We start from the raw sequence: 21040 nt of genomic DNA, 5'->3' as shown, positions 1-21040 counted from the left end.
TTTTTTTTGGCCGTGCACGACCCCGCCAAGCTTCGAGACGTCCGGTTGCGGGGCCTTCCTGCCTCGGGTCGGAGGTCGCGAGCGGACCATGCGCCAGGCCACCCGCCTGTGGACCACCGTCACCAGCGGCCGCTGAGTGGGCGCCGGTCACGTATGATGGGCGCTTTGGCCGCCCGTCATTCAAGGAACCCCCATGGCACTGAGCAAACGCGAACAGGCGCACATCGAGCGCCGCCTGATCGCCACCCTGACCGAGGCCTGCGAAACGGCCAAGGCCGAGATCGTCGGCTTCTGCTGGTTGACCCACGAGGTCGATTATCAACGGTTCCCCGCCAGCTTGCGGGTGACCTGGGTATTCCAGGCCCAGGCCCAGCTGGATCGAGCGCTGGCCAGCGGGGAGGGCGAGCGCATGCTTGAACTGACGGCCGTGGCATTGCGGGAGGCCGAGGTGCCAATCCAGCAAGTCGCGGCACATGTACAGTTCGCCTGCGAAGCGCTGCGGGGCTGAGCCATGGCCAAGGACATCGAGAATCCGTGCATCGCCGTCTGCCAGTTGAGCGGCGAGCTGTGTGTCAGCTGTGGTCGGACCAAGGATGACATCCGCCAATGGAAACGCATGAAGCGCCCGGAAAAAATGGCGGCGGTGCACAGGGCAACGCTGCGCTTGAAGAAGCTTAAAAAACCCAACTTGCTCAAGGCTACGATCTTTTGATCTGGGCTTTTTGGGCATATCCGTTGTTGCGGTAACGGCGGCTATTGGTTCCGCCCTTACGGCGGGTCACTTTGGCAAACGCCCCAAAGTAACCAAAGGTCTTTGCCCCTGGCGTACGGCCCCTCGCTAGGGCTCGGGGTTCCTTCGCTACGGTGCCCATCAGGGGGCATCGCCTCCGGTTTGCTTCGCTGCACCTCCTCTCGATGTATGCGGCTTCGCCGCACGGCGCTACGCGCCTCCCCCCTGATGGACACCTCCGCTCAGCCTGCCGATGGGGCGGGTGGATCAAGATCAAGATCAAAAGCCAGAGCACGGCGACCTGCCGGTCGGCCTGAGTGGTAAGGGCGGGCGAGGCGGCCTACCGGCCGGCCTGCTTTTTTTCGTTGGAGTACCTCTGTGGGAGCGGGCCGGGCGGCGCTCCGCTTGCCCGCGATAGGGCCGGCACAGCCACATTTATGGCCTCTGACACACCGCCATCCCCTGCAAGCGGAGCGCCGCCCGGCCCGCTTGCGGCTTGCTCGCGATAATCGTCAACGATGACGCAGGCACTCAGGATGAGCGCGGCGTTCTCCAGGCCATCGCTAGCAGGTTTGCTCGCACATTCACATCTCGGGCAGCCTCTAGACCAGGTATCGCTTGAACCACGCCAGGGTCCTGCTCCAGGCCAGTTCGGCGGCGTCCTTGTCGTAGCGTGGGGTCGAGTCGTTGTGGAAGCCGTGGTTGGCGCCTGGGTAGATGTAGGCTTCATAGGTTTTGCCATTGGCCTTCAGGGCTTGCTCATAGGCCGGCCAGCCTTGGTTGATCGCCTTGTCCAGTTCGCCGTAGTGCAACAGCAGCGGCGCCTTGATGCGGGGTACATCCTTGGCGTCGGGCTGGCGGCCGTAAAAGGGCACGGCCGCCGCCAGTTCCGGGTAGGCCACCGCCGCGGCATTGGACACCCCACCGCCATAGCAGAAGCCGGTCATCCCGACTTTGCCGTTGCTGGCGTCATGCTTCGTCAGCCACTCGATGGCGGCGAAAAAATCGTTCATCAGTTTCGCCGGGTCGACCTTCGCCTGCAGCTCGCGACCCTTGTCATCGTTGCCCGGATAACCGCCCACCGAACTCAGGCCATCGGGTGCCAGGGTGAGGAACCCGGCCTTGCCCAGGCGCCGAGCGACATCCTCGATATAAGGGTTGAGCCCGCGATTCTCATGCACCACCACCACACTCGGCAGCTTGCCGCTGGCCTTGGCTGGGCGCACCAGGTACCCGCGAACGTCACCATGGCCCTTGGGCGAGGGGTAGGTGATGTACTCGGCGAGGATTTCAGGGTCAGTAAAGGCCACCTGTTCGGCCAGCGCATAGTTGGGGCTCAGGGCCGCGAGCAGGGCGCTGGCGTTCATGCCGGCGAAGGTGAATAGCGCGGCACGATCGAGGAACTGGCGTCGGTTGATCCGCCCATGGGCGTAGTAGTCGTAGAGTTCCAGCAGTTCAGGGGCAAAGTCTTTCGCAGTGAGACGGTCCATCTGTGCGCTCCCGTGAAAATCGTTGGCGGACCCCAGCAGCAGGGAATCGAGCTGTCGCGGCGTCAGAGCAGCATAGCAGGCGCCGCCACGGCGCAGGCTTCACGCGCGCCGTTGCTGGGGTCGCCTTCGGCCAGCATCCGCGTGAGGATTTTGCGCTCGTTTGTCCCCGGCAGGATGCCGCGAGTATGGGCCAGCAGTACGACAATCCCGTCTTCGTTGGTCATGGTCACTGTCGCCGTGGCCCGGTCGTTGTCGGTGATCTCGGTGATGACCCAGTGACAGGTGATGCGGTCGCCGGCATACACCGGCTTCTTGAAGTCGAACGTCATGCCGGCCGCCAGCCAACCGATCTGCCCACCGATTTCGGTGAGCAGGCTGGCGGTGAGCAGACCGTGGGACACCGGCGCGCGAAAGCGCCGGGACTCGGCGAAGTGGGGATCACAATGCACCGGGTTGTAGTCCCGGGATATTTTCGCGAAGTCCTGGATGTCGGTTTCACTGAAGAGACGGCTGAGGGTGAAGCTGTCGCCCACCTTCAGGCCCTGGGCGGCACGCTGTCTGAGGCTGGTCACGGAGTCGTCCTTTTTATTGTGGTGATCGGCGCAGCCTATCAATAAGCGGCGGGTTGGCGTGCGTCAACGAGCACATCCATCACCCCCTAATGTACACGCGACGTCGGCACCCTTGCACACCGCCATCAGACCCCGCGACGCCTGTATCGCGCAAATGCAGCTCATCTGTGTCTATCGCGGGTCCTGGCGGATGGGTAGTTTGCGCCGATCAACTGTGCTCCAGGAGGCTCCCATGGACCTGACAAACATTCCCTTCGGCACCACCGATTGGTCAACCATCGAACCCACTCGGCACGAGGGGCAAACGGGTACGGCGTATTGGCGGACCTGCCAGTTTGCGTCGACGCGGGTGCGAATGGTGGAGTACAGCCCGGGCTACCTGGCCGATCACTGGTGCTGGCGTGGGCATATCCTGTTGTGCCTGGAAGGGGAGTTGCTCACCGAACTGGAAGACGGGCGCCAGTTCACCCTGACGCCGGGCATGAGCTATCAGGTGGGCAACGATGCAGAAGGGCACCGTTCCTCCACTGCCCTGGGGGCAAAGCTGTTCGTGGTCGACTGACTTACATCTTATGGTCGGCCATGTTCAGTGCCCGCACCGGGGCCTGGACCTCAACCGACTCTTTTTCGCCCTTGGCGTTTTCAACGATCAAGGTCAGCGGCACGGTGTCGCCTTCCTGCACCTGGGCCACCAGGTCGATCAGCATCACGTGGTAGCCGTGGGGATCGAATGATACCGCCTTGCCGGCAGGCAGGGCGACGGACTCCACCGGTTGCATGCTCATCACGTCGTTCTTCATGGTCGACTGATGCACCTGGACGAGCTTCGCCGCGGGTGATTGCACGGCCAGCAGCTTGCTGTCGGTGCTGGCGGTCAGGGTCATGAACGCCCCGGTGGCCTGCTGCCCGGCGACGGTGGCGCGAACCCAGGCGTCATCGACCTGGGTCTGGGCCGAGACCTGCAAGGCCAGGCCCAACAGGGAAACACCCAGGACCAACTGTTTGATACGGCTTTTGGCGAACGATGCGGTCATTAGCAGACCTCCATGACAGTGAGCAGGTCTTCCGTACACTCTTGTGCCGAAAGTGACTGGGACAACCCAAGGCGCAGGGTGCCCCGGGAGTCGTAAACATAACTGGTGGCGGTGTGGGACAGGGTGTAGGTCGAGCCGCTGGGGACCTTCTCGAAGAACACGTCGAACTCTTTGGCCGTGGCGGCGGTTTCTTCGAGGCTGCCGTACAGCGCGACAAACGACGGGTCGAAGGCCTTGACGTAGGCGTCGAGTACTTGCGGGGTGTCCCGTTCCGGGTCCAGGGTAATGAAGATCACCTGCAGGCGGTCGCCATCCTTGCCCATCAGCTTCTTGATGTTCGCCGCACGCGCAAGCGTCGTGGGGCAGATCGCCGGGCATTGGGTGAACCCGAAGAACACCATCGGCATCATCCCGCGAAAGCTCGACAGGGTTTGCACATCGCCATGGGTGTCTTTCAACTTGAAGGTGCGCCCCAGGATCTTGTCACTCAGGTCCTTGCCGTATTTGTACGACAGCTGGCCGCGGGTGTCGCAGCCGGTCAGCAGCCCCAGGCCCAACAGCCCCATCCCTGCAATCACCTTGCGGCGATTCATCAAAACACTCATGCGTCAACGCCCTTTGGCCACCTGGCAGTCGAGTTGACCTGGCAGGGGGGTCACCGTGAAAGGGCAGCATCCTATCAAAATCGCGGCGATGGGTGCCGGCTTCGGGACAATTGGTCGCAGCCCGGCCCTCGTGCGCTCAGGGAAAGAACTCCCCAGGTGTGGCGCCGAACTGCTGGCGGAAGGCGGCGATGAAGGCCGAGGTCGAGTCGTAGCCGCAGGCCAGCGCCACGTCGGTGACGCGCTCGCCCTGTTCCAGTGGGGTCAGCGCGCCGAGCAGGCGCAAGCGCTGGCGCCAGGCGCGGAAAGTCAGGCCGGTATCGCGCAGGAACAAGCGGCTGAGGGTCTTCTCGGTGACCGCGAATTTTTCGCTCCAGTGGCCCAGGGTGGTTGCTTGCTCGGGGTGCAGTTGCAGGCTCTGGTAGATTTTCTGCAGGCGGCTGTCCTGGGGCAGGGGCAACATCAGGTCGATCTGCGGCGCCTCGGCCAACTGGTCGAGCAGAACCTGGACCAGTCGACCCTGGGCGCCGTCCGCCTGGTACTCCACGGGCATTTGGCTGAAGCGGCGGATCAGTTCGCGCAACAGGTCGCTGACCCCGAGCACGTGGCATCGCGCCTGGCCCCAGGCGGTGACGCTGCAATCGAGGTACAGGCTGCGCATTTCCGTGCGCGGCGAGCTGAACACCCGGTGCGGCACACCGGCGGGGATCCACACGGCCCGTTGCGGCGGCGCGACGAAGCGTCCGGCGCTGGTCTGCACCTCAAGCACCCCTTGAATGGCGTAGGACAACTGCACCCAGGGATGGCTGTGGCGGCGGGTCAGGGCGCGATTGGGCAGCGATTCGGTGCGCCCGTAGACCGGTCGTGGCAGGCTGGGCAGCCCGGGCACACTGCGTCGGTAGCTCTGGTCATGTCCTTTAGGCGGCATCTGCTGGCTCTTTGGCGTTAGTCGGTCATACGCAGTCACGTTAGAGTCGCCGCTACGTTCTTGGCAACCCCCGGATGATCCCGATGACCCGCCCCCGTTTCCTGCCCGACAACTTCACCCTGACCCTGATCGGCGTGGTGCTCCTGGCCAGCCTGCTGCCCGTCAGCGGCCAGGTCGCGGTCGGCTTTGGCTGGCTGACCAACGGCGCGATTGCCCTGCTGTTTTTCCTCCATGGGGCCAAACTGTCCCGTGAGTCGATCATCGCCGGGGCCGGCCACTGGCGCCTGCACCTGCTGGTGTTCGGCCTGACCTTTGTGCTGTTCCCGTTGCTGGGCCTGGCGCTCAAGCCGCTGCTCTCACCGATGGTCGGCAACGACTTGTACATGGGCATGCTCTACCTTTGCGCGTTGCCGGCCACGGTGCAGTCGGCGATTGCCTTTACCTCCCTGGCGCGGGGCAACATTCCAGCGGCCATCTGCAGTGCGGCGGCGTCCAGCCTGTTCGGGATCTTCCTCACGCCCTTGCTGGTGGCCTTGCTCCTGAATGTGCACGGCGAGGGCGGCTCGACCCTCGATGCCATCCTCAAGATCAGCCTGCAGTTGCTGCTGCCGTTTGTGGCCGGGCAGATCGCGCGCCGCTGGGTCGGTGCCTGGGTGGGGCGCAACCAGCATTGGCTGAAGTTTGTCGATCAGGGCTCGATTCTGCTGGTGGTCTACGGCGCCTTCAGCGAGGCGGTGAGCGAAGGGCTCTGGCAGCAGATTCCGCTGTGGGAACTGGCGGGCCTGGTGCTGGCTTGCTGCATCGTCCTGGCGCTGGTGTTGATCGCGGCGACGCTGCTGGGCAAAGCCTTTGGTTTCAATCAGGAAGACCGCATCACTATTGTGTTCTGCGGTTCGAAGAAGAGCCTGGCCACCGGCGTGCCGATGGCCCAGGTGCTGTTCGCCGGCAGCACCATCGGCCTGTTGATCCTGCCGCTGATGCTGTTCCACCAGATTCAACTGATGGTCTGTGCCGTGCTGGCCCAGCGGTATGCCAAACGCCCGGAGACGGTGGCCGAACTGATGGGCCAGGTCGATCCCTGAACCGCGGGCCGATTGCTCAGGCCCGACGCAAGTGGGCGGCGGCCACAGGCGGCTGCAGCAAGGCGAACAGGTTTTTCGGGTCCTGCAGCGTCGGCACCAGTTCAATCTCACTGCCGATGTCCAGGGCCTTGGCCACGTCCAGCACGTAGCGCAGGGCTGAGTAATCCTCAAGGGCGAAGCCTACGGAGTCGAACAGGGTGACTTCGTCGGCGTGTCGTCGGGCCTGTTCCTGGCCGTTGACGACTTTCCAGAACTCGACCACCGGCGAATCCGCAGGCATCTGCTGGATCTCACCCTCGATGCGGCTTTGCGGTTCGTACTCGACGATCACCCGGGCCCGCTCGACGATGTCGCGGTGCAACTCGGTCTTGCCAGGGCAGTCGCCGCCCACGGCATTGAGGTGCATGCCCGGTTCGATCATCTGCGGGGTGAGGATGGTGGCGTAGGCCTTGTCGGCGGTCACAGTAGTGACGATGTCGGCGCCGCGCACCGCATCGGCGACACTGGCGGCAATCGTGATCTTGAGGGCCGGGTAGGCACTCAGGTTGGCCTGCAGTTTGGCGCTGGCGGCCGGGTCGATGTCGTACAGGCTCAGTTCGTCGATGCCCAGCAGGGTGTGAAATGCCAGGGCCTGGAATTCACTTTGCGAGCCGTTGCCGATCAGCGCCATGCGCCGGCTGTCCGGCCGGGCCAGGTAGCGTGCGGCCAGGGCGGACGTGGCGGCGGTGCGAAGGGCGGTGGTCAGGGTCATCTCGCTGAGCAGCACCGGCTTGCCCGTATCGACATCCCCCAGCGCGCCAAAGGCCATGACCGTCAGCAGGCCGTTGTGGGTGTTTTTCGGGTGGCCGTTGACGTACTTGAAGGCGTACAGCGCGGCATCCGACACCGGCATCAACTCGATCACGCCCTCGGGCGAGTGATTGGCCAGGCGGGCACATTTCTCGAAGTCGTCCCAGCGCAGGTAATCCTGGCGGATGTACTCGGCCATTTCAGTCAGGCAGCAGGTCAGGCCTTTGGCCTGGACGAGGCGGCTCAGGTCATTGACATCAACGTAGCGGGTCATGGGCGTACCTTTTTTATTAGCGTTTGAGGGGGGGAGATGCGGCGGTTGGCCATAGCGCCATTGTCGGGGTAAGCGCCGGCCTATCTCGGCCAATCCGTGGCCATGGCGCAGCGGTTGCGGTTGAATACCCCGGGATCACAGCCGAATCGGCTGTGAGCATCGGGAAAGCGCCCGGACTGTCGTGAAAACGACTTGTTGGCATCGAACGCGAACCCCACTGAGTTTTCTGTTGAACGACTGTTCAGCTTGAACTATGTTGAGCGCACCTTCTGTTCCCGGCTGGTTGCGGGCTTGGCTTTCCTCTCTTCGAACGAGGCACTGGCATGCGGTTTTCACCCTTGGTAGAGCGAATCCCAGGCCCGGATGCTGACGTTGGGGAGATTCCTCAGGCAGCCCGGACGATGATCGAAGTCGATCGCCTGCATAAACGTTTCGGCAATATCGAGGTGCTCAAGGGCGTCTCGCTGACGGCCCGCGAAGGCGAAGTGGTGTCGCTGATCGGCGCCAGTGGCTCGGGCAAAAGCACCTTGCTGCGCTGCATCAACATGCTCGAAGTGCCGGACCAGGGGCGCGTCCTGGTGGACGGTGAAAGCATCCGCCTCAACCATTCCCGTCCCGGTGCGCCGCTGGTGTCCGACGCCAGGCAACTGGTGCGGATTCGCTCGAGCCTGGGCATGGTGTTCCAGAACTTCAATCTCTGGCCCCATCGCACGGTGCTGGAGAATCTGATCGAGGCGCCGACCCAGGTCCTGCGCGAGAGCCGGGCCGAAGCCACCGAACGCGCTGAAGCCCTGCTCGAACGGGTGGGGCTGGCGGCCAAGCGCAACGAGTACCCGGCGTTTCTTTCCGGCGGCCAACAGCAGCGGGTGGCCATCGCCCGGGCCCTGGCCATGCGGCCCAAAGTCATGCTGTTCGATGAACCGACTTCGGCCCTCGACCCGGAGTTGGTGGGCGAAGTGCTGCGGGTGATCCGCTCGCTCGCCGAAGAAGGCCGGACCATGATCCTGGTGACCCACGAGATGGCCTTCGCCCGAGATGTCTCATCCAACGTCGCCTTCCTGCACCAGGGACTGATCGAGGAAAGCGGTACGCCGGACCAAGTGTTTGTACACCCACGCAGCGAGCGTTGCCGGCAGTTCGTCAACGCTCATCAGACTCGCTAAAACACAATAACAAGACGGGGAAACATCATGGCAAATCGACGTTTGGCAAACTGGTTGACGGGTGTGGCCTGCGTGATGCTGGCTGGCATGAGCGCCGCGCAGGCTCAGCCGATCAGGTTCGCGGTGGCAGCCGAACCCTATCCGCCGTACACCGAGAAGCAGGCCAACGGTGAGTGGAAGGGCTTTGAAGTCGACCTGATCCACAAGCTGTGCAGCGAAATGAAGGCCGAGTGCGAGATCAAGGAAGTGGCGTGGGACGGCATCATTCCTTCGCTGCTGGCGAAGAAGATCGACGTGATTTTTTCCTCGATGTCAGTCACCGCCGAACGCGAGAAACAGATCGCTTTCAGCAAGGCCTACTACGATTCGGCGATCGCTGTGGTAGGGCCCAAGGGCAGCTCGGTGAGCAAGTACCCGGATGACCTCAAGGGCAAGATCATCGGCGTGCAGAACTCCACCGTCAGCGCCAGCTACCTGAAGGCCAAATACGAAAAAATCGCCGAGGTGAAGTACTACGACACCCAGGACTCGGCCAACGCCGACCTGATCGCCGGGCGCATCGACCTGATGATGGCCGACGGCACCGCCATGACCGAGTTCGTCAAGACGACCGACGCCAAGGACCTCGCCTACCTGAGTACCGTGCCGTACGACCCGATCTTCGGCAAGGGCGTCGGCGCCGGCCTGCGCAAGGACGACGCCGCACTCAAGGCACGCCTGGACCAGGCGATCCAGACTCTGCTGGCGAGCAAGGACTACGATGACCTGTCGCAACACTACTTCGGAACCAGCGTAAAACCAGCCTTCTGACGACGAACCGGATCGCCGTGGGTGTAGGCGCAATCTGCAACCACCCACCCCTTGTGGGAGCGAGCCTGCTCGCGATGAGGCCTTTGGATTGTGCGCCGTGGCTGAGGCCGCCATCGCTGGCAGGCCAGCTCCCACAAGGGATGCAGCGGTGCACATGCTGATTCTGTGAGCCCGGTCTTTGAACTGCTCCCACAAGGGTTGGACATCCGCTAACCGGAGAGTGAAATGCCTGCAATGTTCGAATTGATCGGCTTCAGCGAACAGGGATGGGGTGGGGCCTTGTTGCGTGGGTTGTGGATGACCCTGCAGATATCCGCCGGGGCCTTCGTGGTCGGGTTGTTGATCGGCCTGGTGGTGGCCTGCCTCAAGCTGGGCGCGCCGAAACCGATTGCGGCCTTGATGCGCGGCTACACCACCTTGTTCCGCGCGATCCCGGAATTGCTGTTGATCCTGCTGCTGTACTACGTCGGTTCGATGCTGCTCAACGCCCTCATGGCGCGCATGGGCTACGACGCGCTAGACGTCAGCGGGCCACTGGCGGCAATTCTGGTCCTGGGGCTGGTGCAGGGGGCGTACGCCTCGGAGATTTTCCGCGCGGCGATCCAGGCCATTCCGTTTGGCCTGATCGAGGCGGGAAGAGCCTTCGGCCTCAGCGGCTTTGGCCTGTTCCGCCGGGTCACCCTGCCGATCATGGCGCCCTATGCGATGGCCGGGATGGCCAACCTGTGGATCAACCTGATCAAGGACAGCGCCCTGATCAGCGTGGTCGGCACCAACGAGTTGCTGTACACGGCCAAGCAGGGCGCTGGCTCGACCCGCCACTACCTGCTGTTCTACCTCACCGCCGCCGCGCTGTATTACGCGGTGACGCTACTGTCCAACTACCTGTCGGGACGGCTGGAGCGACGCATTCGTCGCTGGATGCCATTGGCTGAGTGAATCACATGATAGCAGCGTGGATAATCGAGTACGCCGCCCTGTTGGGCCGAGGGTTGCAGACCACCATCAGCATCCTGCTGCTCGCCAGTGTGTTGGGCTTCGTCCTGGCGGTGCTGGTGGCGCTGGCGCGGATCTCGAAAAACCGCCTGCTGGCCAAGGCCAGCCTGTTCTACACCAGCCTGTGGCGCGGAACGCCGCTGCTGATCCAGATCTACATTTTCTACTACGGCCTGGGCAGCCTGTTTGCCCAGTTCCCACTGCTGCGCGCCAGCTTCCTCTGGCCTTACCTGCGCGATGGCTACTGGTACATCGTGTTCGCCCTGGTGCTGTCGGTGGGGGCCTATGTCGGTGAAGTGATTCGCGGCGGCCTGCTGGCGGTGCCCAAGGGCGAGATGGAAGCGGCCTCGGCTTTTGGCATGACGGCGCGCCAGGCGCTGCTGCGGGTGCGCCTGCCCCGGGCGATGCGCCTGCTGCTGCCGACCCTGGCCGGGGAGTGCGTGATGCTGCTCAAGTCCACGGCGCTGGCCTCGACCATCGCGGTGATCGACCTGCTGGGCGCGGCCAACGTCGTCCGCGCCCAGACCCTGCAGGTGTATGAGCCGTTGCTGCTGGTGGCCCTGGTGTACGTCTGCCTGACGTTCCTGATCGAGGCGCTATTTGCCTTTGCCGAACGTCGTGGCACCCCCGTGCGCAGGTCGGTCTGATGAGCAACTCGCGGGTCGACCGCTCATTGCAAGGTATCGGCCTGTGTACCCTGGGTTACGCCTTCCTGGCCCTGCAGGACGCTGGCATCAAGTGGCTGGTGGCTGATTATTCGGTGGTCAGCATCCTGTTCTGGCGCAGCCTGGTGGTGGTCGTCGCCTGCGTGCTGGTGGGCCGCCTGCAACTGGTGCAACGGGCCTGGCGATCGCCGAGCCGGCGCTTGCTGGTGGTGCGCGGCCTGCTGTCGATCGTCGCCTGGCTGCTGTATTACACCGCCGCCCGCGACCTGACGCTGGCGGAGATGACCACCTTGTATTTCTCGGCGCCCATCATGGTCACGGTGCTGGCGGCGGTGATGCTCAAGGAGCGCGCCAACGCCTGGCAGTGGCTGAGCCTGATCATCGGTTTTGTCGGGGTGGTGATCGCCTGCCGCCCGACCCAGATCCAGGACCCCTGGCCGGTGGTGCTGACCCTGCTGGCCGCGATGTGCTGGGCCTTCACTTATATCCAATTGCGCCAGGTCGATGAGCAAACCTCGGTGCTGGAGCAGATGCTGATCACCAATGGGGTGTTTGTGCTGTGCATGCTGGTGGCGCTGCCCTGGACCCACACTCCGGTGCCGACCCCGGCCTGGCTGGGCATGCTCGCGGCGGGGTTGGTGGGCGGGATCGGCCAGTTCCTGCTGTTCGCCAGCTTCCAGCGGGCCACCGCGACCTTGCTCGCACCGTTTGAATACACCGGGCTGATCTGGGCCTTTGCCCTGTCGAGCCTGGTCTGGGGCACATTGCTGGACGGCTCGCTGATTATCGGCGCCGGGTTGATTGCGGTCAGCGGCACCCTGGCGATGATCTTCGGTCGGCATGGCTCCCAAGAGGTGGTCGGCGCTGAGTGTTCGGTCTCGCAGCCGTTGTATCCGCCAGCGACCCAGGAGCAGGCCGTGCGCGACCGGCAATCCGTTGAGCAACAGCCATGAACAGGGGAGGACAGGGGGATGGCCGAGGATATTTCATTCAGTGTGCCGAACAATAACGGCGACCCGGTGCGGGTCGGTGCCTGGCGTTTCGCCGGCGATGGCCGCGGCCCGACCGTGCACCTGCAGGCCGGGGTCCACGCCGATGAAATCGCCGGCATGCTGGTGCTGCACCTGCTGATGCCCAAGTTGGCCCGGGCCGAAGCCGCGGGCCGGCTCAAGGGCTCGGTGAGCGTGGTGCCCCAGGCCAACCCGCTGGGCATCGGGCAGTTTCGCCAGGGGCGGATTCTCGGGCGGTTCCACGAGGCCACGGGGCACAATTTCAACCGTGGTTTCGACCAGTCAGCGGCGATGGCGCAGCCGTCGACCGTGGTCCAGCACTGGCAAAAAAGCTTGGTGCAACTGGCCTCCGGCGCCGACGTGGTGCTGGACTTGCACACCGACGACGAAGCCCTGCCATACCTCTACCTGCACCGCAGTTTCTGGCCCCACGGCCGCGCGCTGGCGGCGGCGATGCGCATGGACGTAGCGATCATCTGGGATGACGGCGGTGACGGTTCTTTCGAAGAAACCCTGATCACCCCCTGGCTGCGTGCAGGCGTGAACGAGCGGCAAATGGCCGCGACCCTGGAGCTGCGCGGGCAGGGCGATGTCAGCGATGCCGATGCCGCGCAGGACGCCGAGGGCCTGTATGCCTGGTTGTGTGGCCATGGGGTCATCGATGAGGCGCGTGAGCCTGTGGACTGGCCTGTCGAGGCCATGGACATGGGTCAGATGGAAACCATCCTGGCGCCGCAGCCGGGGGTGCTGGTGTTTGAGAAGGCGCTGGGGGATTTCGTCGAGCAAGGGCAGCGATTTGCGCGAATTATCGCGCGCCCGGGTGATCCGTCTTCCGAGGTGGTGTTGTTGGCCGAACAGGCCGGGCGGATGGTCACCCGCCATCGGGACCGCCTGGTGGCCCAGGGCACGGTGGTCGCGAAGTTCACCGGCAGCCAGGTGTCGCGTAACTGGCACGGTGGGTTGTTGGACCCCAATTAAGGCAAGCGGTGCCTAATGCCGATCAGTTAAGCGATAACAGGAATCTGTAGCAGCTGCCGAGCCCGCGAGGTTGCGTTCGGCTGCGAAGCAGACGCCAAGGAGCTTATAGCAACCCGGCGAGGACTGCGTCCTCGAACGCAGCCTCGCGGGCTCGGCAGTTGCTACAAGGGCTGCGCAAATTGCTCAACTGATCGGCAAAGCGTCAGAGTCCGGCGCTTTGCTCGGCTTCGGTCTTTGGCTTGCCGTAGTGCCATTCGTAGACCACGAACTTGAAGTCCTTGAGGTCGCCTTTCTCGTCGAAGCTCAGGTCGCCAGTGGGGGTCTTGAAGGTGCCGCTGTGGATCGCGGCGGCGACTTTTTCCGGGTCTTCGCTCTTGGCCGCGACGATCGCGCCGGCAATCACGTCCACCGCCGAGTAGGTTGGCAGCACGAACGGGCCGCTGGGGTTTTCCTGTTTGGCGGTGAAGGCCGCCACCAGCGCTTGGTTGGCCGGGTCCTGGTCGAAAGATTTCGGCAGGGTTACCAGCATGCCTTCGGCCGCGTCCTTGGCGATCTGCGAGATCGAGTCGTTACCCACGCCCTCCGGGCCCATGAAGCGGGCGCTGAGGCCTTTTTCCTTGGCCTGGCGCAACAGCAGGCCCATTTCCGGGTGGTAGCCGCCGAAGTACACGAAGTCGACATTAGCCTGCTTGAGCTTGGTCAGGATCGAGGAGTAGTCGCGTTCGCCGACGTTGATGCCTTCGAACATCGCCACCTTGATGCCTTCCTTGCCGAGGATATCGCGCACCGAGGTGGCGATGCCTTCACCGTACTGCTGCTTGTCGTGCAGCACCGCGACATTGGCCGGTTTCAGGCCGACGATGTAGCGCGCCGCCGCCGGGCCCTGGGCGTTGTCCAGGCCGATGGTGCGGAAGATCATCTTGTAGCCGCGAGCGGTCAGTTCCGGGCTGGTCGCGGCCGGGGTGATCATCACGATGCCTTCGTCTTCATAGATATCCGACGCCGGCTGGGTGGAGCTGGAGCACAGGTGCCCGACCACGTACTTGATGCCGTCGTTGACCACTTTGTTGGCCACCGCCACCGCCTGCTTGGGGTCGCAGGCATCGTCGTATTCCACGGCCACCAGCTGTTTGCCATCGACGCCGCCACGGGCGTTGATCTGCTCGATGGCCATGCGGGCACCGCTGAACTGCATGTCACCGTACTGCGCCACCGGGCCGGTTTTCGGCCCGGCGATACCGATGCGGATGGTGTCGTCAGCCAGGGCATGGCAGGACAGGCCGGCAAGGATCATGGCGCTGAGCAGTTGGGTGGTTTTTTTATTGATACGACTCATGGTGTTCCACTCCTGTGGGTAATGACTCATAAAGGTCTTGCAGTTGATTCAGCGATCCCAGGGCGCGCTGCGCGATGGATCGGGGCGGTAGCGGCTGATCGCCTCGGTGAGTATGCCAGCGTCGAGGCCATCATGGTCCACCAGACTTTTTAATCCGGCCAGGACAATGCTGTGCTGATCCACCTCAAAGAACTGCCGCAGGTTGGCCCGATTGTCGCTGCGGCCAAACCCGTCGGTGCCCAGGGCGGTGAAGGGCGCCTCCAGGTATTGGCCGATCAATTGCGGCCAGGCACGTACGTAGTCACTGGCGGCAATGATCGGTTGGCGACCGCCCAGCTGTTGCTGCAGATGGCTGCTGCGCGGCTCGCCAGTGTGCAGGCGGTTGTCGCGCTCGACCTCGCGGGCCTCGCGCGCCAGTTCGCTGAAGCTGGTGGCGCTGAACACGTCGGTGTGAATCCCCCAGTCATTGGCGAGCAACTCGCTGGCAGCGATCACCTCGCGCAATATGGCGCCCGAGCCCACCAGGCGCAGGCGAATCGGCGACGGATCGGCACCACTGCGCGAATAGCGATACAGGCCACGCAGGACATCGGCGTGCAGGCTGTCGTCGAGACTCGGCTGCGGGTAGTTTTCGTTCATCACCGCGACGTAGTGAAACTCGTCGCACTGTTGTTCCAGCAGGCGCCGGGCCGCGTGGTCGAGGATCACCGCCAGTTCCCCGGCAAAACACGGGTCCCACGCGCGGCAGTTGGGCACCATCGCCGCCATCACCAGGCTGGAGCCGTCCTGGTGTTGCAGGCCTTCGCCACCGAGGGTGGTACGGCCCGCCGTGGCGCCGAGCAAAATGCCCCGGGAGCGCTGGTCGGCGGCGGCCCAGATCAGGTCGCCGACCCGCTGGAAGCCGAACATCGAGTAGTAGATGTACACCGGCAGCATCGGCACGCCGTGCACGGAATAGGAGGTCGCGGCCGCCACCCAGGAGGACAGGGCGCCGGCCTCGGTGATGCCTTCTTCGAGCAACTGGCCATTGCGTGACTCCCGGTAGGAGAGGATCGAGCCGCTGTCTTCCGGTTCGTACAACTGGCCGTGGGGCGAGTAAATACCAATCTGCCGGAACAGGCTGGCCATGCCGAAGGTGCGCGCTTCATCGGCGACGATCGGTACCACTCGCGGCCCCAGCTCTGGCGCCTTGAGCCAGGCGGTCAGCAGGCGCACGGCGGCCATGGTGGTGGACATTTCCTTGCCCTCGGCCTTGAGGGCGAAACCGCCGGACAGCACCAGCGCCGGCACCGGGATCTGCGGCGCAGTGCTCTTGCGCGCCGGCAGCGGACCGCCCAAGGCCTGGCGTCGGGCGCGCAGGTAGCGCATCTCGGCGCTGTCCTCGGGCGGACGGTAGAAGCGCAACTGCTCCACATCCTGGTCCGACAGCGGCAGGTGGAAGCGGTCGCGGAACGCCAGCAGGGCGGCGACATCCAGTTTTTTCGCCTGGTGCGCGGTCATCCGCGACTCGCCGGCCGCGCCGATGCCATAGCCCTTTTTGGTCTTGGCCAGGATCACCGTCGGCCGGCCCTTGCAGGCCTTGGCGGCGGCGAAGGCGGCGTGCAGTTTGCGCAAGTCGTGGCCGCCGCGTTTCAGGCCGTTGATCTCCTCGACGCTCATGTGTTCCACCAGGCGCCTTACCTGTGGGTCCTTCTGGAAGAAGTGCTCCAGGTTATAGGCGCCGTCATGGGCGCCGAGGGTCTGGTATTCGCCGTCCGGGGTGGCTGCCAGGCGCTTGAGCAACACGTTGTCGGTGTCGCGGGCAAACAGCGCATCCCACTCCGAGCCCCACAGCACCTTGATCACGTTCCAGCCGGCGCCGGCGAACAGTGCTTCGAGCTCCTGGATGATCTGGCCGTTGCCGCGCACCGGGCCATCCAAGCGTTGCAGGTTGCAGTTGACGATAAAGGTCAGGTTGTCCAGTTGCTCGCGGGCGGCCAGGGACAGGCCGGCGATGGACTCGGGCTCGTCCATCTCGCCGTCGCCAAACACCCCCCAGACATGACGGCCTTCGGTCTGCAGCAGCTCGCGGTGTTGCAGGTAGCGCATGAACCGCGCCTGGTACACCGCGCTGATCGGGCCAATGCCCATGGAGCCGGTGGGGAACTGCCAGAAGTCCGGCATCAACCACGGGTGAGGGTAGGAACACAGCCCGGGGCCGTTGATTTCCTGGCGGTAGTTGGCCAGTTGTTCCTCGCTCAGGCGCCCTTCGAGAAAGGCCCGGGCATAGACCCCGGGTGCCGAGTGCGGCTGGAAAAACACCAGGTCGGCGTTGCGTTGGTCAGCGTCGCCATCGCCACGGAAAAAGTGCTGGAACCCCACCTCGAAGATTTCTGCTGCCGAGGCGTAACTGGCGATATGGCCGCCCAGTTCACCGTAGGCATGGTTGGCCCGGACCACCATGGCCAGGGCGTTCCAGCGCAGCAGGCCGGTGATGCGTTCTTCCAGCAGCAGGTCACCGGGGTAGGTGCCCTGTTGCTCCAGCGACAGGGTGTTGCGGTAGGCGGAAAAGGCCTGGGCGTCGCGGTTGATGCCGTGTTCGCCGGCGTATTCTTCCAGGCGCTTGAGCAGGTAGCGGGCGCGGGCAGGGCCACAGGCGGCGAGGGTCGAGGCCAGGGCGTCGAGCCATTCGCGGGTTTCTTGCGGGTCGTCATCCTGGGCGCAGGGCGTGCCCTCATGAAGCGGGACGGGCGTAGTCATCGTTGGCCTCCCTCAGGCGCAAGCGTCGAGGGCCTGGGTGACGTCGGCCAGCAGGTCGGCGATGTCCTCCAGGCCCACCGACAAGCGTACCAGTCCTTCGGAAATACCGTGTTCGGCGCGTTGCTCCGGGGAGTAGGTGGAGTGGGTCATGCTGGCCGGGTGCTGGGCCAGGGACTCGGCGTCCCCCAGGCTGACTGCGCGGCTGAACAGTTGCAGGGCGTTCATGAAGCGCCGGCCGTCGACCAGGCCACCCTTGAGTTCGAAGGCGATCATGCCGCCGGGCAATTTCATCTGCCGCGAGGCCAGTTCGTGCTGGGTAAAAGAGGCAAGGCCCGGGTAGGTCACCCATTCGACTGCCGGGTGTGCCTGCAGATATTCGGCGATCACCTGGGCGTTGCTGCAATGGCGCTCCATGCGCAGGGCCAGGGTCTTGAGCCCGCGCATCAGCAGGAAGGCATCCTGGGGCGACATCACTGCGCCGGTCAGGTCCTTGAGGCCCTGCAAGCGGATCCGGTCGGCCAGCGCCTGGCTGCTGACCACGATGCCGGCGGTGATATCGCCATGGCCGCTGAGGTATTTGGTGGCCGAGTGCACCACCACGTCCGCGCCCAGTTCCAGCGGGCGTTGCAGGTAAGGGGTGCAATAGGTGTTGTCCACCACCAGGGTGACCTGCGGGTGCTGCCGGGAGATCTCGGCCACGGCGGCGATGTCCACCAGTTGCATGGTCGGGTTGGCCGGTGTTTCGCAGTAGATCATCCGCGTGGCTGGGCTGATCGCTGCGCGCAACTCACTGAGGTTGGACAGGTCGACATGCCGCACCTTGACCCCGAACTCGCCGATGCCGTGGTGCAGCAGGGCGAAGGTGCAGCCATACAGGGTGCGGTCGACGATGATCTCGTCAGCCGGGCGCAGCAAGGTCCAGAGGGTTGCGGCAATCGCGCCCATGCCGGAGCTGAACGCCACTGCCGCCTCGCCGTTTTCCAGGGTCGCCATGCGCGACTCCAGCAAGGCCAGGGTCGGGTTGGAAATCCGCGTGTAGAAATGCCCGGGCTGTTCGCCGGCAAAACAGCCGGCACCGTATTCGGCAGTGGGGAAGGTGAAGGTGGACGTCAGGTAGATCGGCGGGATCAACGCCCCCTGGTTGTCCAGCGGGTTGTAGCCGTGGTGGATCGCACGGGTAGAAAAGCCAAGTTCGTTGTTTTTATTGTTCATGGTTGACGCTCCCTGATTTCCTACAATGCTATGCTCAAATTCAACGCGATAAATTCCAAATTTGCCCGCAAATAAACGGTCAATTGGAATGAATGCCCATAAAAACAAGTGAAAGAGGCAAGACATGCCCCCTGGTCTGGATCGTACCGACAAAGCCCTGCTGATCGCCCTGCAAGGCAACGCCCGCCTGACCACCGCCGAACTGGCCGACCAGGTGGCCCTGACCACTTCACCGTGCTGGCGCCGGGTGAAAATCCTCGAGGAAAGCGGGGTGATCACCGGCTACCAGGCCATCCTCTCGCCCAAGGCCCTGGGCTACGGCGTGACTGCGTTTGTCAGCGTGATGATGGAATCCCACAGCCAGGAAATGGCCCGCACGTTTGAACAGCGGCTGCTGCAGATCCCGGAAATCGTCGCTTGCCACAACGTCTCCGGGCGCTATGATTTCCTGCTGGAAGTGGTGGCCAAGGACCTGGAGTCCTTCGGCGAATTCGCCCGCGAAGTGCTGCAGACCTTGCCGGCGGTGAAGGAGATTTATTCGAGTTTTTCGTTTAAGTCGGTGAAACCGTCGCGGGTGATTCCGGTGTTGGGGTGAGGGGGGCGAGTCTTGTCAACGGCCCCTGGTGCTGCCAGCCCGGCGAGCCAGCAGGCCAACGTCGGGGTGATTGGCGGGATGATCACCGCGACATTGGCGGTGCTGTTTGTGCCGGTGATGAAGGTGGTGCGCAGGTGGCATGAGGAGCGCTGAGAACAACTTCTCTTACAATACTCGCTCCCATGTTTTCTCGTGGAAGCGCCATTGTAGATACTGGTATAGGACCGGGTTGTTTGTGATATTGGCACCGGCAGGTTAACTGACTAGCCTCCTCACCTCTCAGAGGGGGCTTTTAACCTTGATCTGAGACCGACTACTGGGCGCTCTGCTTATTACTTAGTAATCGGCGTTAACTGTCAAAAACCTCAATATTATCTATATACGCTGTCCCCCCGTTCGCTGCTGTAGGCGGGTAAATATGAAGCCGGAGGATACCTCCCCGATCAGCTCCATATACCTGTATTACACCAGACTGCCCATTCGGCCATGCATGATTGGTCAATGTTCCATTTTTGTATTGAACCATAATTCCAATACGCGAGTCCCAGTGGCTGACCCATGCCGAAAATCTGACGCGCCCTACATACTTTTTGAAGTCTACATGCACAACGCTGCCTTTCAACATATACAAAGCACGGCCAGAGAAATGCGGAAGTGTGGTGGTAGAAATTTCCGGCATTCTGGTAACGTTACCCGCAGTAAAATCCATGAGTGGACGATCTTTAATACTTGTAAATGATCCTAAGCGTATCGACTCGAAATCCTCGATCGTTTCCTCGATCACCGTGAGTACTCTCGGTGCTGATACTTGCCCACTGCCATACAAGGCTTTGGCGGTAAAGCTGTGGGTCGTCACACTCAGTGCAGTAACCTGCAAGGTCCAGACTCCCGTGCTCGCGTTAGCCGTAGGCTGGCCTTTGGAGACCCCGCCGTCGAGCACATCGACTTTCCGCCCTTTGCTGGCGCTGCCTGTCAGGGTGATCGTGGTCTCGACGGTGGTCTCTCCTTGAGGAATTTCGGCCCCCTTGGCGTCCTTCACTGAACTGATGGTGGGCGCAACGACGGCCGTCACGTTCACGACCCTGGCGGTCGATGAGGCGCCCGGGCCATACAGGGCCTTGGCGATGAAACTGTGGGTCGTCACGCTCAGTGCAGTAACCTGCAAGGTCCAGACTCCCGTGCTCGCGTTAGCCGTAGGCTGGCCTTTGGAGACCCCGCCGTCGAGCACATCGACTTTCCGCCCTTTGCTGGCGCTGCCTGTCAGGGTGATCGTGGTCTCGACGGTAGTCTCTCCTTGAGGAATCTCGATCCCCTTGGCGTCCTTCACCGAGCTGATGGTGGGCGCAACGACGGCCGTCACGTTCACGACCCTGGCGGTCGATGAGGCGCCCGGGCCATACAGGGCCTTGGCGGTGAAACTGTGGGTGGTGACGTTCAGGCCGGTGATGACCTTGGTGGTGGTCCAGATGCCCGTTGTCGCGTTGGCAGTCGGTTGGTCTTTGGAAACGGTGCCATCGAGGATATCGACCTTCTGGCCTTTACTGGCCGTGCCGGTAAGGGTCACGGCGGTCTCGACAGTGTAGCCGTTGTGGGCAATCTCGACCCCCTTGGCGTCCTTCACCGAGCTGATGGTGGGCGCAACGACGGCCGTCACGTTCACGACCCTGGCGGTCGATGAGGCGCCCGGGCCATACAGGGCCTTGGCGGTGAAATTGTGGGTGGCGACGTTCAGGTCGGTGATGACCTTGGTGGTGGTCCAGATGCCCGTTGTCGCGTTGGCAGTCGGTTGGTCTTTGGAAACGGTGCCATCGAGGATATCGACCTTCTGGCCTTTACTGGCCGTGCCGGTGAGGGTCACGGCGGTCTCGACAGTGAAGCCGTTGTGGGCAATCTCGACGCCGCTGGACGAGCCTTTGACCGAGGTAATCGTAGGGGTGACCAACTCAATGGCCTTGATGGTGTAAACCTGGTTCGGGAACACCAGCGCATTTTCGACCTTGTTGCTTTTATCCAGCGCGGCCTTGAAGGTGAGCGT

20 protein-coding genes and 2 pseudogenes are annotated in these 21040 nt (G+C 63.2%); 12 read left to right on the top strand and 10 right to left on the bottom strand.

Annotation, left to right across the window (positions count from 1 at the left end):
- The first annotated feature begins 193 nt into the window (after positions 1-193).
- Positions 194-508, top strand: coding sequence for a hypothetical protein (locus AACY45_RS23245; RefSeq protein ID WP_339547577.1), 315 nt, complete (start codon positions 194-196; stop codon positions 506-508).
- Between the two features lie 3 nt (positions 509-511).
- Positions 512-712, top strand: coding sequence for a DUF1289 domain-containing protein (locus AACY45_RS23240; protein WP_339547576.1), 201 nt, complete (start codon positions 512-514; stop codon positions 710-712).
- Positions 713-1332: 620 nt separating this feature from the next.
- Here the strand turns inward: AACY45_RS23240 and yghX are convergent.
- Positions 1333-2220, bottom strand: coding sequence for a YghX family hydrolase (yghX, locus tag AACY45_RS23235; RefSeq protein ID WP_339547575.1), 888 nt, complete (start codon positions 2218-2220; stop codon positions 1333-1335).
- A 62-nt stretch (positions 2221-2282) separates the two neighbouring features.
- Positions 2283-2792, bottom strand: coding sequence for a MaoC family dehydratase (locus AACY45_RS23230; protein WP_339547574.1), 510 nt, complete (start codon positions 2790-2792; stop codon positions 2283-2285).
- A gap of 232 nt (positions 2793-3024) precedes the next feature.
- On the opposite strand from AACY45_RS23230, the gene AACY45_RS23225 reads away from it, so the two are divergent.
- Positions 3025-3354: a DHCW motif cupin fold protein gene (locus tag AACY45_RS23225; RefSeq protein ID WP_339547572.1), complete on the top strand. Its 330-nt coding sequence runs from the start codon at positions 3025-3027 to the stop codon at positions 3352-3354.
- Between the two features lies 1 nt (position 3355).
- Here AACY45_RS23225 and AACY45_RS23220 read toward each other — a convergent pair whose 3' ends face one another.
- The 3 genes from AACY45_RS23220 to AACY45_RS23210 all read right to left on the bottom strand — a co-directional run bounded on the left by AACY45_RS23220 (position 3356) and on the right by AACY45_RS23210 (position 5356).
- On the bottom strand, positions 3356-3826 hold the full coding sequence (locus tag AACY45_RS23220) for a copper chaperone PCu(A)C (protein WP_339547571.1): 471 nt from the start codon (positions 3824-3826) through the stop codon (positions 3356-3358).
- Positions 3826-4431: an SCO family protein gene (locus AACY45_RS23215; protein WP_339547570.1), complete on the bottom strand. Its 606-nt coding sequence runs from the start codon at positions 4429-4431 to the stop codon at positions 3826-3828. The genes AACY45_RS23220 and AACY45_RS23215 overlap by 1 nt, the downstream gene beginning before the upstream one ends.
- A gap of 136 nt (positions 4432-4567) precedes the next feature.
- Positions 4568-5356, bottom strand: coding sequence for an AraC family transcriptional regulator (locus AACY45_RS23210; RefSeq protein WP_339547569.1), 789 nt, complete (start codon positions 5354-5356; stop codon positions 4568-4570).
- Between the two features lie 83 nt (positions 5357-5439).
- Here AACY45_RS23210 and AACY45_RS23205 point away from each other — a divergent pair, with 83 nt between their 5' ends.
- Positions 5440-6438, top strand: a complete 999-nt coding sequence (locus AACY45_RS23205) for a bile acid:sodium symporter family protein (protein ID WP_339547568.1) — start codon at positions 5440-5442, stop codon at positions 6436-6438.
- Between the two features lie 16 nt (positions 6439-6454).
- Here the strand turns inward: AACY45_RS23205 and AACY45_RS23200 are convergent, their stop codons facing one another.
- Positions 6455-7501, bottom strand: a complete 1047-nt coding sequence (locus AACY45_RS23200; protein WP_339547567.1) for an ornithine cyclodeaminase — start codon at positions 7499-7501, stop codon at positions 6455-6457.
- A gap of 401 nt (positions 7502-7902) precedes the next feature.
- Here AACY45_RS23200 and AACY45_RS23195 point away from each other — a divergent pair, with 401 nt between their 5' ends.
- The 6 genes from AACY45_RS23195 (at position 7903) to AACY45_RS23170 (ending at position 13123) form a co-directional block, all read left to right on the top strand.
- Entirely contained in the window at positions 7903-8664 is a 762-nt protein-coding gene (locus AACY45_RS23195) for an ABC transporter ATP-binding protein (protein WP_166591787.1), read from the top strand.
- A gap of 27 nt (positions 8665-8691) precedes the next feature.
- On the top strand, positions 8692-9474 hold the full coding sequence (locus AACY45_RS23190) for a transporter substrate-binding domain-containing protein (RefSeq protein WP_339547566.1): 783 nt from the start codon (positions 8692-8694) through the stop codon (positions 9472-9474).
- Positions 9475-9699: 225 nt separating this feature from the next.
- Entirely contained in the window at positions 9700-10413 is a 714-nt protein-coding gene (locus tag AACY45_RS23185) for an ABC transporter permease (RefSeq protein WP_339547565.1), read from the top strand.
- Positions 10414-10418: 5 nt separating this feature from the next.
- Entirely contained in the window at positions 10419-11117 is a 699-nt protein-coding gene (locus AACY45_RS23180) for an ABC transporter permease (protein ID WP_339547563.1), read from the top strand.
- Complete coding sequence (locus AACY45_RS23175; protein WP_339547562.1) at positions 11117-12088, top strand: DMT family transporter; 972 nt, start codon at positions 11117-11119, stop codon at positions 12086-12088. The genes AACY45_RS23180 and AACY45_RS23175 overlap by 1 nt, the downstream gene beginning before the upstream one ends.
- A gap of 18 nt (positions 12089-12106) precedes the next feature.
- Positions 12107-13123 carry a succinylglutamate desuccinylase/aspartoacylase domain-containing protein gene (locus AACY45_RS23170; protein ID WP_339547561.1) on the top strand — a complete coding sequence of 339 codons (1017 nt, stop codon included), beginning with the start codon at positions 12107-12109 and terminating at the stop codon, positions 13121-13123.
- Between the two features lie 202 nt (positions 13124-13325).
- Here AACY45_RS23170 and AACY45_RS23165 read toward each other — a convergent pair whose 3' ends face one another.
- The 3 genes from AACY45_RS23165 to AACY45_RS23155 are packed head-to-tail and all read right to left on the bottom strand — an operon-like array spanning position 13326 to position 18410.
- Positions 13326-14459 carry a branched-chain amino acid ABC transporter substrate-binding protein gene (locus tag AACY45_RS23165; RefSeq protein ID WP_339547560.1) on the bottom strand — a complete coding sequence of 378 codons (1134 nt, stop codon included), beginning with the start codon at positions 14457-14459 and terminating at the stop codon, positions 13326-13328.
- A 48-nt stretch (positions 14460-14507) separates the two neighbouring features.
- A complete protein-coding gene (gene mdeB, locus AACY45_RS23160; protein WP_339547559.1) occupies positions 14508-17198 on the bottom strand; it encodes an alpha-ketoglutarate dehydrogenase in 2691 nt (896 codons plus the stop codon).
- A gap of 12 nt (positions 17199-17210) precedes the next feature.
- Positions 17211-18410, bottom strand: a complete 1200-nt coding sequence (locus tag AACY45_RS23155; RefSeq protein ID WP_339547558.1) for a methionine gamma-lyase — start codon at positions 18408-18410, stop codon at positions 17211-17213.
- A 124-nt stretch (positions 18411-18534) separates the two neighbouring features.
- On the opposite strand from AACY45_RS23155, the gene AACY45_RS23150 reads away from it, so the two are divergent.
- Both AACY45_RS23150 and AACY45_RS23145 read left to right on the top strand, forming a co-directional pair.
- Entirely contained in the window at positions 18535-19005 is a 471-nt protein-coding gene (locus AACY45_RS23150) for an Lrp/AsnC family transcriptional regulator (protein ID WP_339547557.1), read from the top strand.
- A gap of 12 nt (positions 19006-19017) precedes the next feature.
- Positions 19018-19158, top strand: a pseudogene (locus tag AACY45_RS23145) (hypothetical protein); the annotation flags it as partial.
- Positions 19159-19354: 196 nt separating this feature from the next.
- On the opposite strand, the pseudogene AACY45_RS23140 reads toward AACY45_RS23145, so the two are convergent.
- Positions 19355-21040, bottom strand: a pseudogene (locus tag AACY45_RS23140) (hypothetical protein); the annotation flags it as partial.

The sequence above is a fragment of the Pseudomonas sp. RA_35y_Pfl2_P32 genome (genome assembly GCF_963970735.1).
Taxonomy (GTDB): Bacteria; Pseudomonadota; Gammaproteobacteria; order Pseudomonadales; family Pseudomonadaceae; genus Aquipseudomonas.
Note: the sequence above shows the minus strand (reverse complement) of the source record. Positions and strands in the feature narration are given on the sequence as shown.

Coding starts and splice junctions, on each gene's coding strand:
- AACY45_RS23245 (WP_339547577.1), top strand. CDS start 194: ATGGCACTGAGCAAACGCGAACAGGCGCACATCGAGCGCCGCCTGATC.
- AACY45_RS23240 (WP_339547576.1), top strand. CDS start 512: ATGGCCAAGGACATCGAGAATCCGTGCATCGCCGTCTGCCAGTTGAGC.
- yghX (WP_339547575.1), bottom strand. CDS start 2,220: ATGGACCGTCTCACTGCGAAAGACTTTGCCCCTGAACTGCTGGAACTC.
- AACY45_RS23225 (WP_339547572.1), top strand. CDS start 3,025: ATGGACCTGACAAACATTCCCTTCGGCACCACCGATTGGTCAACCATC.
- AACY45_RS23220 (WP_339547571.1), bottom strand. CDS start 3,826: ATGACCGCATCGTTCGCCAAAAGCCGTATCAAACAGTTGGTCCTGGGT.
- AACY45_RS23215 (WP_339547570.1), bottom strand. CDS start 4,431: ATGAGTGTTTTGATGAATCGCCGCAAGGTGATTGCAGGGATGGGGCTG.
- AACY45_RS23210 (WP_339547569.1), bottom strand. CDS start 5,356: ATGCCGCCTAAAGGACATGACCAGAGCTACCGACGCAGTGTGCCCGGG.
- AACY45_RS23205 (WP_339547568.1), top strand. CDS start 5,440: ATGACCCGCCCCCGTTTCCTGCCCGACAACTTCACCCTGACCCTGATC.
- AACY45_RS23200 (WP_339547567.1), bottom strand. CDS start 7,501: ATGACCCGCTACGTTGATGTCAATGACCTGAGCCGCCTCGTCCAGGCC.
- AACY45_RS23195 (WP_166591787.1), top strand. CDS start 7,903: ATGATCGAAGTCGATCGCCTGCATAAACGTTTCGGCAATATCGAGGTG.
- AACY45_RS23190 (WP_339547566.1), top strand. CDS start 8,692: ATGGCAAATCGACGTTTGGCAAACTGGTTGACGGGTGTGGCCTGCGTG.
- AACY45_RS23185 (WP_339547565.1), top strand. CDS start 9,700: ATGCCTGCAATGTTCGAATTGATCGGCTTCAGCGAACAGGGATGGGGT.
- AACY45_RS23180 (WP_339547563.1), top strand. CDS start 10,419: ATGATAGCAGCGTGGATAATCGAGTACGCCGCCCTGTTGGGCCGAGGG.
- AACY45_RS23175 (WP_339547562.1), top strand. CDS start 11,117: ATGAGCAACTCGCGGGTCGACCGCTCATTGCAAGGTATCGGCCTGTGT.
- AACY45_RS23170 (WP_339547561.1), top strand. CDS start 12,107: ATGGCCGAGGATATTTCATTCAGTGTGCCGAACAATAACGGCGACCCG.
- AACY45_RS23165 (WP_339547560.1), bottom strand. CDS start 14,459: ATGAGTCGTATCAATAAAAAAACCACCCAACTGCTCAGCGCCATGATC.
- mdeB (WP_339547559.1), bottom strand. CDS start 17,198: ATGACTACGCCCGTCCCGCTTCATGAGGGCACGCCCTGCGCCCAGGAT.
- AACY45_RS23155 (WP_339547558.1), bottom strand. CDS start 18,410: ATGAACAATAAAAACAACGAACTTGGCTTTTCTACCCGTGCGATCCAC.
- AACY45_RS23150 (WP_339547557.1), top strand. CDS start 18,535: ATGCCCCCTGGTCTGGATCGTACCGACAAAGCCCTGCTGATCGCCCTG.